Raw genomic sequence first — 14,183 nt, 5'->3', positions numbered from 1 at the left:
AAGCTTTTCCTTATTTCCTTTTCTTATAAAAACGAACCCAATCGACCTCCATCTCGACAGGCAAATCATTCGGTTCCACACGGCCGACCCAACCTCCACCCAATTGCATATCTATCAGCAAATAGAACTGCTTGTCTGTAAAAGGAAATTGCCCTTCCTTATCAGTCCGGATACGCGGATAAGCAAATGTTCGATTGTCATTGATAAAAAAGACCAAACTATCCCGGTACATCTCGACACTGTAAACATTATATTCATCCTTATTGATGACACCGGTACTCCCCTGCTTAGGATTATCTCTGATGCCTAAAGTATGCGTATAAGCAGAATGAACCGTTTGATAAGCGATGGTATCATCATTCAATCGTTCCATAATATCTATTTCTCCACCATTCGGCCACCCTTCCCCTTCCGGCAACATCCAGATGGCCGGCCAAGCTCCCGTCGCACCATGCAATCTGGCACGAATAGAAATACGACCGTCCGAAAAACCGACTTTTCCTTTCGTATATACACCTCCGGTAAGATAAGGAGCAGTATCCGCAGGTAAACTGTGATTGACTAATCCGCGCAAAATCAAATTCCCCTTTCGCATGGCAAAACAAGAATCCAAATCTGTCATATAATTATTCCAGTCTGAAAATCCACGGGGAATCTTACTCCACGATGCCTCATCAAAACTATTTTTCTGATTAAAATTCTCTTCCCAAACCAATCGCCATCCATATGCAGGTTTTCCACAGGAAAATAACATCGATACCAATAATCCGAACAATAAACTAATGAATCCGATTCTCATAATTTTACTTCTTTTAAGGCACAAATTCTTTCGTACAGGACAAATATACATCTTTTAAGGAGATAAAAATAAACTTTCGCATAAAACAATATACACTTCTTCAAGATAAAGAGAGAACTTTCAGCATTTTCTTTCCGAAAATACTTAATAATGATGTATATTTGGAGAAATCTAAATAACAATCCATATGGACAGACATTTATTTCTCAGCCTGCTTCTTGCACTATTCACGCCTAGCTTCTTATCAGCCGGAGACATAAAAGTAGAACCGGCTTTTTGGTGGAGCGGCATGAAGAATACGGAACTGCAATTAATGGTTTATGGCGAAAATATATCCGCTTACCGACCGACGGTTGATTATCCGGATGTACGTATCACCAGTTCCGTCAGCCTGGATAGTCCCAACTATCAAATCATTTATCTAGATTTATCGGGGGCCAAACCAGGGACATTCGACATCAGATTTTCCAAAGAGGGAAAAAGTTTTGTCTACCCTTACGAACTGAAAGTTAGAAAACCGGATGCTTCAGCTATCAAAGGTTTCGACTCATCCGATGTCCTTTACTTGGTAATGCCGGATCGTTTCGCTAACGGGAATCCCGAAAATGACAACATACCGATGCGTACCCCGTACAAAGTGGATCGCAATAATCCGAATGCCCGCCATGGTGGTGACTTGGCCGGTATCGAGCAACATCTGGATTATATAGAGGATTTGGGGGTAACGGCTATCTGGCTCAATCCTGTATTGGAGAATGATATGAAAGGAGGTTCCTATCATGGATATGCAACAACAGATTATTACCGCGTCGATCCGCGTTTCGGTACAAATGAAGAATATGTACGCCTTATCAATAAAGCACACCAAAAAGGAATGCGTGTTGTGATGGACATGATATTCAATCATTGTGGCAGCGACCATCCGTGGATGAAGGAGATTCCCTCCCACGACTGGTTTAACAACTTGGATAACTATGTACAAACCAATCACGACAAAGAGGCCTATTTCGACCCATATGTCTCAGACTATGACCGCAAAACAATGATTAACGGCTGGTTTGTCCCTTCTATGCCGGACTTGAACCAGAAGAATCCGCACGTTGCAAAATATTTGATACAAAATTCTATCTGGTGGATTGAATATAGCGGAGTAGACGGTATCCGCCAAGATACTTATCCTTATGCCGATATGGACATGATGCGTAACTGGTGCTTGGCAGTCATGAATGAATATCCGGACTACAATATTGTTGGTGAAGCTTGGATGAATTACACCATTGGTTCCGCATACTGGCAAAAAGGCAGTAAGTTGAATTTCGGCAAAGATACTGAACTAAAATCCGTTATGGATTTCAACCTGATGGGTATTGCCGGTAAAGCATTCCATAAAGAGGCTGGCTTGCAAACCATCTTCGAACACATGTGCTACGATTATGTTTATCCGGATATTTACCATGTGCTACGTTTTCTGGAAAACCACGACACCGACCGTTTCCTTCCGGAAATGCCGACTAATCTGGACGCATTCAAACAAGCGATTACCTTCCTGCTGACCATACCGGGCATTCCGCAGCTTTATTACGGTCAGGAATTATTGATGAACGGCAGTAAGGAAAAAAGGAGACGGCTATGTTCGCCGGGATGTTCCCGGAGGTTGGCCCGGTGACGAAGTAAACCAATTCGAGGCATCCGGTCGTACCGATATTCAGAATGAAGCTTGGAATTTTATACAAACTTTGTTGAAATGGCGCAAAGGGAATGACATCATCGCTAAAGGAAAAATGAAACATTTCATGATAAACCAAGGCGTATATGTTTATGAGCGGAGCCTAAACGGTAAAAGTGTTCTCATCTTTATGAACGGCAGCAGTAAAGAGGTAAATCTGCCGTTGGAACGTTACGCGGAAGTTTTACATGACAAAGTCAGCGGTAAGAATATTATTACAGGCAAAACTATCAGTCTCGACAAAGAACTAAAGTTGACACCTAAAGATATTCTGGTTCTGGAACTATAATTCAGTATCAAAAACAGACATGGATTCTTACATAAACCCATGTCTGTTTTTTTCAAGCTACAATTTCCACAATATTTCCATCCGGGTCCATAAAAGCAGCTTCATAAAAGCCATCGCCTGTTATACGAGGTTCACTAAAAATCTGATACTTATCACGGCGAAGTATTTCTGTCATTTCATCCACTTTCTCTTTTGTCCCCACAGAGAAAGCAAAATGAGCCAAGCCGATATAAGAACCGGTTTTCACATCTGTAATATCCAAACGTTTCATAATTTCAAGTGAAGCACCTCCTTCAAAAACAACAAAATAAGAACTAAATCCTTTCTTCAGATTTACATATTTGTCATTACTCTTTCCGTTGAAATACTTTACATAAAAATCCCGGGAACGCTCCAAGTCATTCGTCCATAGCGCAATATGTATCAACCGCATGATTGTATCTATCTATTTTATTATTTGCAAATCCGACAACCGGCACAACGAGCCAATTCTCCACGGAAACGTTTATTGACCAACTTATGCAGACGATCTTTCAACGCATCCACCCGTACATAGTCAATCACATCGGAAGTGAAAGCTACACTCAGCAACATGCGGGCTTCATCGCGAGGAATCCCACGGCTCTGCATATAAAACAGGGCATTTTCGTCCAACTGTCCTGTAGTCATACCATGTGAACATTTTACATCATCAGCATAAATCTCCAACTGAGGTTTGCTGTACATACGAGCTTCACGAGTAGCACAGAGATTACGGTTTGTCTGATAAGCTACCGTTTTCTGTGCATCTTCTTTTACCAAGATACGTCCGCTGAATGCACCTATTGCATGGTCGTCCAATACATTTTTAAACAATTCATTACTGGTACATCGTGGTACGGCATGCGTGATATGGCTATAAGTATCGACTTGTTGTTCTTTATCAAGGATAGACATGCCGCAAAGGGTCGTCTCTGCCTGTTCGCCATTCAACTCAATATAATAGTTATTACGGGTAAGGCCATTATTCAATGTAATACCATTCACCAGGACATTGCTCAAAGCCTCTTGTTTTACATGGACTGACGAGAAGCGGGTAGTAGACACACTACTCTCTTCCAGGTCGTAATAATCGAAGAAAGCGGCCTCTCCCGCAAATATCTCGACAACCTGGGTTGCCAGAAATTTCACATCATCTATACTATGGTCGCAAACCAATAACTTCGCTTCCGCATGAGCTTCCATTATGACAAGAATACGACGATTCGCCATCATGTCCACATCACTACGAAAAATATTTACCAACTGGATAGGACGTTCCACTACGACATCTTTCGGCACATAAAGAACAAATCCATCTTGTGCCAACATCGTATTCAAAGCTACAATACTATCATGGCCGGTCGGCGCAGCCTTCCCATAATAACGTGCAGCCACCTCCGGATACTGTTCGGCAAAAGCTCTCATACCTCCGGCATATACCCCTTCCGGCAGATGGGCTTTCGGCAACATCTTATCATAAAAAGTATCATTCACGACAAAATACAGCGAAGTACTGAGACTGGGAACATCACAACGAAACACGTCATACGGATTAACCGGAATGGACAAACGATTGATATTCACACCATAATCCGGAGCAAATGCTTGTGCCACATCCGTATATTTATAATCTTCACTTTTCACTGATGGGAAGCCCAAACGCTCGAAATCGGCCAATGCTTCAGCTCGAGGAGCATTCATCACATTCACCGCATGCTGGCAAATCACATCTTCATACCGGGTGAAAAGATCGATATATTGTTGTTCACTTTTCATACATTCTATTAATTATTTATTCCCCCATCTCTTTCTTAATCCAATCATAGCCCTTTTCTTCCAATTCGAGGGCCAATTCCGGACCAGCCGTTTTTACGATACGCCCCTTATAAAGGACATGCACTACATCCGGCTTGATATAATCCAGCAAACGCTGATAGTGGGTAATAACAATAGCAGCATTCTCAGGTGTGCGCAACTGGTTCACCCCGTTGGCAACAATACGGAGGGCATCAATATCCAGTCCGCTATCCGTTTCGTCCAAAATAGCCAGTTTCGGTTCCAGCATTGCCATCTGAAAGATTTCGTTCCGTTTTTTTTCTCCACCGGAAAAACCTTCGTTTACACTACGGCTTGCCAGTTTATTGTCCAGTTCGACAATTGCACGCTTTTCGCGCATCAATTTCAGGAAATCGGTAGCCGACACCGGTTCCAGTCCTTTATACCTACGATGCTCATTCAAAGCTGCACGCATAAAATTAACCATGCTCACGCCCGGTATTTCCACCGGATACTGGAAACTCAGAAAAATACCTTCCCTGCTCCTATCTTCCGGTTCAAGTTCCAACAAATTTTTACCGTTGAAAATAACTTCTCCTTCTGTCACTTCAAAAGCCGGATTACCGACCAACACACTACTCAAAGTACTTTTCCCGGATCCATTCGGTCCCATAATAGCATGTACCTCACCGGCCTTTACAGAAAGATTAATCCCTTTCAATATCTCTTTGCCATTGACATTGGCATGTAAGTTCTTTATCTCTAACATATCTATGGTTATTGCTTATTATATATAACTACTTTTCGCTTCTACCCGCAAAGTTTATAAGGGACCTACCCCACACTTCCTTCGAGGGAGATAGTCAACAACTTCTGCGCTTCAACAGCAAATTCCATCGGGAGTTTGTTCATTACCTCACGAGCATAGCCGTTCACTATCAAGCCTACAGCTTCTTCGACCGAAATTCCACGTTGCCGGCAATAAAACAGTTGTTCCTCGCTAATCTTACTGGTAGTAGCTTCATGTTCCACCACAGCTGTCTCGTTCTGAATATCGGCATACGGAAAAGTATGTGCTCCACAAGTCGAACTAAGCAGTAAGCTATCGCACTGGCTATGATTGCGTGCCCCTTCGGCACGAGGAGAAACTTTCACCAAACCACGATAACTATTTTGACTATGCCCGGCCGAAATACCTTTCGATACAATTGTACTGCGAGTATTTCTCCCAAGATGAATCATCTTTGTTCCCGTATCCGCCTGCTGGTAATTATTGGTGACGGCTACAGAATAAAATTCACCCACAGAATTATCACCGGCCAAAATACAACTCGGATATTTCCAAGTAATGGCCGAACCCGTTTCTACTTGTGTCCAGGATATTTTACTGCCTTCACCTTTACATAAACCACGCTTGGTCACAAAATTATAGATACCACCTTTTCCTTCTTTATCGCCGGGATACCAGTTCTGGACAGTCGAATATTTAACTTCGGCATGTTCTTTGGCTACAATCTCCACTATCGCAGCATGAAGCTGATTCTCATCACGCATCGGGGCGGTACAACCTTCCAGATAACTTACGTATGCCTCGTCGTCAGCTACAATAAGTGTCCGCTCGAACTGACCGGTATTGGCCGCATTGATACGGAAATAAGTTGAAAGTTCCATCGGACAACGTACACCTTTCGGAATATAAACGAATGAACCGTCTGAAAATACAGCAGAATTTAAAGCGGCAAAGAAATTATCGCGATAACTGACAACACTTCCCAGATATTGTTGTACCAAGTCCGGATGATGCTGGACAGCTTCGCTGAACGAACAAAAAATAATACCTTTCTCAGCCAATGTTTCCTTAAAAGTCGTCTTTACGGACACACTATCCATCACTGCATCTACGGCCATCCCGCTTAATTGGGCACGTTCATGCAAAGGGATGCCCAACTTATCAAATGTTTTCATCAATTCCGGATCCACCTCATCAAGACTCTTCGGTCCATCTTTCTTTTTCGGAGCTGCGTAATAAATGATATCTTGGTAATCGATAAATGGAATATCCAAGTGAGGCCAGGTCGGCATCTCCAAAGTCTGCCAATGGCGAAAAGCCTTCAAACGGAATTCGAGCAACCATTCCGGCTCATTTTTTTTGGCAGAAATAATACGGACAGTCCCTTCATCCAAACCGCGATGAATGACTTCCGTATCGATATCGGTGACAAAACCGTATTTATAATCACCGGTCGTTACCTCGTTTAATATGTCGTTTGACTCCTGCATATATCTATCAATATTATATACTTGTTAAATGATGAACAATGTCTATCTTGTAAACAAATTGCCGGGATAAATAGTTGGAATTATCTCTATGACCGAATTATACAACCGGGATTCCACTTTTGCCTGCCGAGGTATCAACACCGAACCCCTGTCTATTATCTCCATTGCGTTAAACAGCAAACTGACAAACAAGAGCATCATACACAACCCGAACACCCCGCCGGCCAAATGGTTTAACACACTGAGCGGCGTAGCACCAACCAGCCGATGGACAATTTCACCCGCCAACAGTACAATTCCTACTATTAACAGAAAACCGACCACATAACTAATAATTGTCACACCCTCTGCCGGAAACCAGCCCAATTCCACAATATAACTTCGCAACCAATCTGCCGCCTTCGCGCAAAAAAAGATTGCCAATAAAAGGGCTATAAGCGAAACAACCTGTTTGATGACTCCATCAAACAGGCCTTTCATAAATCCTATCCCCGCCAGACATAGCAATGTAATGTCCAACCAGTTCATGTTTACAATGTCTTCTTAATTTCTGTTTCTTCGTACGCCTCGACAATATCACCCACCTGAATATCGTTGAAGTTCTCAATATTCAGACCACAATCCAGACCAGAAACAACCTCCTTCACATCATCCTTAAAGCGTTTCAGAGAACCTAACAATCCGGAATGAATAACGATACCGTCACGAATCACACGTACCTTATTGCTCCGCTTAATCTTACCCTCACGTACCATACAACCGGCAATCGTACCCACTTTCGTAATTTTGAATACCTGAAGTACTTCTACATTCGCTGTAATTTCTTCTTTGATTTCCGGAGAAAGCATACCTTCCATAGCACTCTTCACCTCTTCGATTGCATCGTAAATAATAGAGTACAAACGGATTTCAACACCTTCTTTTTCAGCCATACGCCGTGCCGGCAAAGCTGGACGAACCTGGAAACCGATGATAATCGCATTCGATGCAGCCGCCAAAACAACATCCGATTCGGAAATCTGACCTACTGCTTTGTGAATGACATTCACCTGAATTTCTTCAGTAGACAAACGTATCAATGAATCGGACAAGGCTTCTACCGAACCATCCACGTCACCTTTCACAATTACATTCAGTTCCTGGAAGTTACCTACAGCAATGCGGCGACCGATATCATCCAACGTAAGCATCTTCTGCGTACGCAGCCCTAATTCGCGCTGCAACTGTTCGCGGCGTGTCGCAATTTCACGCGCTTCCTGTTCCGTTTCCAGTACATTGAATGTATCGCCGGCCTGAGGAGCACCGTTCAAACCTAAAATCAATACAGGTTCCGAAGGTCCGGCCTTTTCAACACGCTGGTTACGTTCGTTAAACATTGCCTTGATACGACCATGGTGAGTTCCGGCCAACACGATATCACCGATATGCAATGTACCATTTTCAACCAGAATAGTCGATACATATCCGCGTCCCTTATCCAAAGAGGATTCGATGATAGAACCTACCGCACGTCTTTTCGGGTTGGCCTTCAAGTCCAATAAGTCGGCTTCGAGTAATACCTTTTCCAGTAATTCTTCCACACCCAGACCTTTCTTGGCGGAAATTTCCTGACTCTGATATTTACCGCCCCAATCCTCAACCAGATAGTTCATATTGGCCAATTCCTCCTTAATCTTGTCAGGATTAGCATGGGGCTTATCTATTTTATTGATGGCGAAAACGATAGGCACACCTGCTGCCGAAGCATGATTGATAGCCTCGACGGTCTGCGGCATGACATTATCGTCGGCTGCCACTATAATAATTGCGATGTCCGTAACTTTGGCACCACGAGCACGCATGGCTGTAAAAGCTTCGTGCCCCGGAGTATCCAGGAATGTAATACGACGTCCACTTGCCAACTTCACATTGTAAGCACCTATATGCTGTGTGATACCACCGGCTTCACCGGCAATTACGTTCGCATTACGGATATTATCCAGCAACGAAGTTTTACCGTGGTCTACGTGTCCCATCACCGTTACAATAGGTGGACGGGCTACCCAATCCTCTTCATTATCATCTTCTTCGTCAGCTTTAATCGCCTCCACCACTTCAGCACTCACATATTCGGTTTTAAACCCGAACTCTTCTGCCACAATATTGATTGTTTCTGCATCCAAACGCTGATTGATAGAAACCATAATACCGATACTCATACAAGTCGCGATAACCTGCGTGACAGGTACATCCATCATATTCGCAAGGTCGTTGGCAGTCACAAACTCCGTCAGTTTCAGGATTTTGCTATCCATTTCCTCCTGTTCCTGCAGCTCATGTTCCCGCTTCTGGACAGCATCACGTTTATCACGACGATATTTAGCACCTTTATTATTCTTATTCCCTTTATTAGTCAGGCGAGCCAGTGTTTCTTTTACTTGCTTCTGTACATCTTCCTCGCTAATTTCAGCTTTTACCGGTTTACGCAAACGAGGTTTCCGCTCATCGTTCGGACGAGTCGGACGTGCATTAGTTCCCGGAGTATTATTAACATCCACGCGATCCTTCTTGATGCGTTTACGTTTTTTCCGGACATCACTTTCCTCTGCCGGTTTAGCAGTAGCGTCCTTCGGTTTATTGGAGGCATTCCCACCAGGTTGCCCCGGTCTGTTTACAAATTTTTCACGTTTATCATCCCGCTCTTTCTTCCGTTCCTCCTTGGTCTTTTTCTTCGGACGGGTAGACTGGTTCAATGCGTTGAGGTCAATCTTTCCGGTCACTTTTATCTTCGACTCGAACTTCGGAGTATTCAAACGGAACAGTTCTTCATCTCCGCCGTTTTCAGCAGAGACACCGGAAGCCTCCGTTTCAGGAGCTACAGGTTCTGTTTTTGCAGCTTGCTCAACTTGCTCAGCCTGTACAGATACTACTTTTTTCTCTTCAGCTGGTTCCTTTTCCACTACTATAACTTTTTCTTCTTTTTTCTCCTCTGGTTGCGGAGCAGGTTCCACAATCTTAACCTCAGGAATTTTCGTTTCCTGCACAGGTGCGACCTCCTTCTCCGGAGAAGTCTCTACAGGTTTCTCTTGTTTTTTCTCAACAGGTGCAGAAATAACTGCCGGCTTGGGCGGCTGTTCAACCACCGGTTTTTCTTTTTCTACAGGAGCCTCCTGTGGTTTTTTATGCGGTCTGTCCAAATCAATCCGGCCTTTCGTTACAATCTTCGGCTTAAATTCATCCGGAATTACAGTTTTAATTTCCGAGCTCTTTTCTTCTTTCACAGAAGGAGTTTCTCTATGCGGACGTTCCGGCACGACACGTTGACGTTCGCGACCACCATCCGGTAAATCTTTTCCAAACTCTTTTACGAGCAAAGCATACTGTTCATCACTGATTCGCGTGTTGGGATTATCCTCAACCGTGAATCCTTTCTTGCGGAGGAATTCAACAACCGTGTTAATTCCTACATTTAATTTTCTTTGTACTTGTATTAATTTTATGGGCATATCAAACTTTGTCGTAATACTTATTCCTGGGGTTCGTCATCTTCTTCTTCAAATTCGGCAGATAAAATAGCAAGCACCTCATCAACTGTTTGTTCTTCGAGGTCGGCACGTTCCACAATCTCATCACGGCTCATAGCCAATACACTTTTAGCCGTATAGCAACCGATATTCTTCAGTGCTTCAATTACCCAAGCATCTATTTCATCTGTAAATTCATCCAGATAGATATCTTCCTCATCAGCACCATCCACATCACGGAATACGTCGATTGTATATTCGGTCAACATACAGGCCAGTTTAATATTCAAACCGCCTTTACCGATTGCCAATGAAACTTCTTCAGGACGAAGATAAACCTCTGCCTTATGTTCTTCTTCGTTCACTCGTATAGAGGAAATCTTAGCCGGGCTTAATGCACGCTGAATAAACAGCGACACATTAGATGTATAATTAATTACATCGATGTTCTCATTCCGCAGCTCCCGTACAATGCCGTGAATACGCGAACCTTTCATTCCGACACAAGCACCTACCGGATCAATACGGTCATCATACGACTCGACCGCCACTTTGGCACGTTCACCGGGGATACGGGCGATAGCCTTGATAGTAATCAAGCCATCGTTGATTTCCGGGACTTCGAGTTCGAACAGGCGTTGCAGGAACATTTTGTCGATACGGGAAAGGATGATTTTCGGATTATTGTTATAATTATCCACCCGTTGTACGATAGCACGTACCGTCTCACCTTTACGGTAGAAGTCGGACGGTATCTGTTCTGTCTTCGGGAGCAGCAACTCATTACCCTCATCATCCAGCAACAGGATTTCCTTTTTCCATACCTGATATACATCGGCCGCAATGATGTTACCGATTTTATCTTTATATTTAGCAAACAAACTGTCCTTCTGCAATTCAAGTATTTTAGAAGCCAGTGTCTGACGTAAGTTCAGAATTGCACGACGGCCGAAATCCGCAAAATGCACTTCATCGGTCACCTCCTCACCCACTTCACAGTCGGCATCAATCTTACGGGCCTCAGTCAAAGTAAGCTGAAGGTTCGCATCTTCCAGTTCATCATCGGCCACAACCGTACGGTTCCTCCAAATTTCGAAGTCCCCTTTTTCAGGATTGATAATAACGTCATAATTCTCATCCGTTCCGAACATTTTAGCAATCACGTTACGGAACGAATCTTCCAACACGCTGATCATCGTATCCTTATCTATATTTTTCAACTCCTTGAACTCAGCAAGTGTGTCAATCATACTGATTGTTTCCTCTTTCTTGGCCATAATCTTTTACTTGAATCTTATTAGGTATTTTGTATATTTTATCTCATCGAATGTATAGGATTGTTCTTCCTCTACAGTCACTTTACGTTTCGCACCTTCGGGCTTCACCTGCTTTTCAACAGTGACTACAACACCGTTTTCGTCTGCAGATTTCAATACACCCGTCAATTTTGTTCCGTTCTTCAGCAACATTTCCACTTCATTGCCTATATTTTTCACATATTGGCGAAGCACCTTAAACGGAGAGGTTATCCCGGCCGATCCGACTTCAAGTTCGAAGTCTTCCACATCCCGGTCCAGATGCGCCTCCACATAGCGACTCAACTCCACACAATCATCAATACAGACGCCCTCATCATTATCTATTTCTATGATAATCAAGTTACCGGGTTTAATCACCACATCTACCAAAAAATTGTCGGATGAAGCTAATTTTTCTTCCACCCACTGACTTATCAGACCCTTTTCAATCATATATATACAGTTAAGAACAAAAGAAGGGGACTGCCCGCCCCCTCCTCATCTTCGCTTAATCGCCCGCAAATATACAAAAAATCAGTGAGTTTTCAAATAAATATAATATTTTTTTGTTCCTTCACCCTCCGAATACAAGATATGCCTGCCGGAATGTGTATGGATAATAATCATTCGATATTGCAATAAATAATATCTTTACCAAGCAATCTGAGACAAATACACAGGTTTGCACGGCAATCATAACATTCTAACTAGAGAAAAATGGAACAAGTTTTAGAATATTTCGGTGTCCTGACAGGACTACTTTATCTTTTTTTAGAAATCAAACAACACCGGAGCATGTGGATAGTTGGATTTCTAACTTCTCTACTTTATGTATTCATTTTCTTCTTTTCAAAAATTTATGCGGATATGGGATTGAATATCTATTATGTTATTATCAGCATATACGGTTTCCGGAAATGGACATCCTCGAATAAAGTACCGGAAACCACATCTGAAATTATCCTATACCGCCACCTCACTCCACTCCTTTTTGCAGGTATCAGCTCATCCATATTCTGCATATTCGGATTTTTATATTATATCCTCTACAATTTCACAGATTCCCCCATTCCGGTAGGAGATGCTTTTACCACAGCAGTCGGTATTGTTGCCACATGGATGCTGGCCAGACGTATCATCGAACACTGGATTTTCTGGATTATTGTGAATTTTGTTTCTGTTTATCTTTATTATTTACGGGACTTATATCCCACCATGGTTCTGTATCTTTGCTATGCCGTACTGGCCGTAGTAGGACTATATACATGGAAAAAGAAAGGCATTAATACAAATGATAGCACCTTATAACTGCGTAATCGTTGCCAACGGGAGTTTTCCCCGGACCGCACTTCCGCTCGATTTATTACAGAAAGCATCCGTTATCATCGCATGTGACGGAGCCGTTGAAGCGCTCCATCATGTCGGCTTGGAGCCCGATGCTATTGTCGGCGACTTGGATAGTATTCCATCCTCTTTTCGTCAACAATACATAGACCGAATCCATATCGTTAAAGACCAAGAGATAAACGACCTCACAAAAGCAGTCCGTTTTGCGTACCAGGCCGGACATAAGGAAATACTGATTCTCGGAGCTACCGGATTACGCGAAGATCACGCTATAGGCAATATTTCCCTCCTGATGGAATATGCCCCGATGTTCGAACGGGTAGAAATGCTATCGGACTACGGCTTATTTATTCCCCTTCTCCACACAAGAACACTACAAAGCATACCGGGACAACAAGTTTCCATTTTCTCCATAAATCCGGAAGGCGAGATAAGCACGGAAGGTCTTCGCTGGCCTATCTTCCACCGCAGATTGACAGCATGGTGGCAAGGCACATTAAACGAAGCAACCGGTACAGAATTCACCATAAACTTATTCAATAATGCAAAAGTTATTATCTATAAAAGCCATGAACAAAAATAACACAAAAAAAGTCCGGGAAAATCTTTTCAGACTTATCTCCCGGACTAAATACACCCTCAATTTTACAACTTAGTAATAGTTGGGCCTCACGGCTTCATTTAATAATGCATTTTACGCAGGTAATTTACTTAACTGCGAAGCTTTCCATTCTGGAAATCCCTCAATATTTTGATGCACCTGAAACTGTAGATTATTATCTGCCACCTTTTTCAACTCAGTTTTTGGAGCCAAAGGTAAGCACATATCATCTACGGCAAAAAATGCTTTCAGCAAAACGACATCATAGCCTTCGCCAACGACCTCCTTTTTTAATACTACCGGAACCCTTAAAGACGCCAAATAGTAAGCTGACCGCTCATAAGCACACCATGCATTTCCTTCAAGATACAAATAAACACCATTCTGGTTGTCTATTTCATTCATCAGGACTTTTTCTACATCCGATGCTCGTTCCATAATCGTTAATTTTAAGTTCTCAATTTTCTATATGCAATGCAAATATAAAGGCTATAAACCAGATAAATAGGTTGTAAACTTATCATTTATCCAGCTTAAAGCTAT

The 14,183-nt window shown here is 42.7% G+C and carries 12 protein-coding genes and 1 pseudogene; 3 read left to right on the top strand and 10 right to left on the bottom strand.

The annotated features are described in order from the left end of the window. Positions 1-10: 10 nt before the first annotated feature. Positions 11-799 carry a glycoside hydrolase family 16 protein gene (locus DW103_RS01920; RefSeq protein WP_122273993.1) on the bottom strand — a complete coding sequence of 263 codons (789 nt, stop codon included), beginning with the start codon at positions 797-799 and terminating at the stop codon, positions 11-13. A gap of 187 nt (positions 800-986) precedes the next feature. Between DW103_RS01920 and DW103_RS01915 the strand changes: the two are divergent. Further along, positions 987-2,814 (top strand): annotated as a pseudogene (locus DW103_RS01915) (glycoside hydrolase family 13 protein). Positions 2,815-2,866: 52 nt separating this feature from the next. Here the strand turns inward: DW103_RS01915 and DW103_RS01910 are convergent. From DW103_RS01910 to rimP, 8 genes are all read right to left on the bottom strand, one after another. Beyond that, the gene (locus tag DW103_RS01910) at positions 2,867-3,247 is read right to left on the bottom strand and encodes a VOC family protein (protein ID WP_122273992.1); all 381 of its coding nucleotides are present in this window, start codon (positions 3,245-3,247) and stop codon (positions 2,867-2,869) included. A gap of 20 nt (positions 3,248-3,267) precedes the next feature. Continuing rightward, positions 3,268-4,611, bottom strand: coding sequence for a Fe-S cluster assembly protein SufD (sufD, locus tag DW103_RS01905; protein WP_122273991.1), 1,344 nt, complete (start codon positions 4,609-4,611; stop codon positions 3,268-3,270). A 16-nt stretch (positions 4,612-4,627) separates the two neighbouring features. Further along, positions 4,628-5,380, bottom strand: coding sequence for a Fe-S cluster assembly ATPase SufC (gene sufC, locus DW103_RS01900; protein WP_122273990.1), 753 nt, complete (start codon positions 5,378-5,380; stop codon positions 4,628-4,630). 65 nt (positions 5,381-5,445) lie between these two features. Continuing rightward, positions 5,446-6,891, bottom strand: coding sequence for a Fe-S cluster assembly protein SufB (gene sufB, locus DW103_RS01895; RefSeq protein ID WP_122273989.1), 1,446 nt, complete (start codon positions 6,889-6,891; stop codon positions 5,446-5,448). Between the two features lie 42 nt (positions 6,892-6,933). Then, positions 6,934-7,419 (bottom strand): CvpA family protein, encoded by a 486-nt coding sequence (locus DW103_RS01890; protein ID WP_122273988.1) that lies wholly within the window; start codon positions 7,417-7,419, stop codon positions 6,934-6,936. 2 nt (positions 7,420-7,421) lie between these two features. Further along, on the bottom strand, positions 7,422-10,376 hold the full coding sequence (gene infB / locus DW103_RS01885) for a translation initiation factor IF-2 (RefSeq protein WP_122273987.1): 2,955 nt from the start codon (positions 10,374-10,376) through the stop codon (positions 7,422-7,424). Positions 10,377-10,396: 20 nt separating this feature from the next. Then, a complete protein-coding gene (gene nusA, locus DW103_RS01880) occupies positions 10,397-11,671 on the bottom strand; it encodes a transcription termination factor NusA (protein ID WP_122273986.1) in 1,275 nt (424 codons plus the stop codon). A gap of 6 nt (positions 11,672-11,677) precedes the next feature. Further along, positions 11,678-12,145: a ribosome assembly cofactor RimP gene (rimP, locus tag DW103_RS01875; RefSeq protein WP_199652942.1), complete on the bottom strand. Its 468-nt coding sequence runs from the start codon at positions 12,143-12,145 to the stop codon at positions 11,678-11,680. Positions 12,146-12,409: 264 nt separating this feature from the next. Here rimP and pnuC point away from each other — a divergent pair, with 264 nt between their 5' ends. After that, complete coding sequence (gene pnuC, locus DW103_RS01870) at positions 12,410-13,000, top strand: nicotinamide riboside transporter PnuC (protein ID WP_122273984.1); 591 nt, start codon at positions 12,410-12,412, stop codon at positions 12,998-13,000. Beyond that, positions 12,984-13,622 (top strand): thiamine diphosphokinase, encoded by a 639-nt coding sequence (locus DW103_RS01865; protein WP_122273983.1) that lies wholly within the window; start codon positions 12,984-12,986, stop codon positions 13,620-13,622. The genes pnuC and DW103_RS01865 overlap by 17 nt, the downstream gene beginning before the upstream one ends. A gap of 111 nt (positions 13,623-13,733) precedes the next feature. Here the strand turns inward: DW103_RS01865 and DW103_RS01860 are convergent, their stop codons facing one another. Then, on the bottom strand, positions 13,734-14,078 hold the full coding sequence (locus DW103_RS01860; protein WP_122273982.1) for a hypothetical protein: 345 nt from the start codon (positions 14,076-14,078) through the stop codon (positions 13,734-13,736). Positions 14,079-14,183: the final 105 nt, after the last annotated feature.

Source organism: Parabacteroides sp. AM08-6 (assembly GCF_003473295.1).
GTDB lineage: Bacteria > Bacteroidota > Bacteroidia > Bacteroidales > Tannerellaceae > Parabacteroides.
Note: the sequence above shows the minus strand (reverse complement) of the source record. Positions and strands in the feature narration are given on the sequence as shown.